The sequence below is a fragment of the Nguyenibacter vanlangensis genome (assembly GCF_013376155.1).
Lineage (GTDB): Bacteria > Pseudomonadota > Alphaproteobacteria > Acetobacterales > Acetobacteraceae > Gluconacetobacter > Gluconacetobacter vanlangensis.
In genome coordinates this window covers 1-700 of record NZ_JABXXP010001102.1, presented here as the reverse complement: position 1 = coordinate 700, position 700 = coordinate 1, and the positions used below count along the sequence as shown (strand labels likewise).

The following is a 700-nucleotide window of genomic DNA, read 5'->3' as shown; positions in this document are numbered from 1 at the left end:
CTGCTGCACCCGGATGACCGTCCCCAGCGGATCGGACGACGCGGCCTGCGCGATGGTGTCGCGGGCGGCGGCGGCCTGCCCGGCATCATATTGCAGCGCCGACAGCATCAGGCGCGCCTGGCCGAAGGCCGGATCCAGGGTCAGCGCGAAACGCAGCAGCAGCATGCGCAGGTCGCGCAGCCCCGCCACCCGCGCGTCCTGGCCGGGAGGATCGGGCAGGCGCTCGGCTTCCTGGCCGATCAGGGCGGACAGGAAAGCATAGGCCTGGGCGATTCCCTGGCGCGGGGTGGCGGCGGGCGTCCGGGCGAGCGACGCGACGATCCCGTCTTTGGCCAGGGACAAGGCGGGGATGGACACGGCCAGCCGGTCGACCAGTTGCAGGGCCTGGGCCCGGCGGCCCTGACCGACCAGCCAATGGCCCACGGCCCGGGTGGAGAACAGGTCATGCCCGGGCGATGCGGCCAGGGCGGCGCGGAAATAGGCATCGGCCCGGGCATGCAGGCCGGCGGCATCGGCGATCAGCGCGGCATGCACCGCATAATACCCGCCCAGCGACCGGTCCGCGGTCCAGGGGTCGAGCACCAACAGCGCGCGGCCGGCATCGCCGCTGCCCAGCAGCGTCCAGGCCTGTAGAATCGGCCGGATGACCGCCAGCATCGCGTTGCGCGGCGCGCGGTCGTAATGCGCCTGGGCGTCCGCC

Annotated in this window: 1 pseudogene; it reads right to left on the bottom strand. The window is 73.4% G+C overall.

Annotated elements, in window-relative coordinates:
• Window positions 1-700 (bottom strand): annotated as a pseudogene (locus tag HUK84_RS21495) (tetratricopeptide repeat protein); the annotation flags it as partial.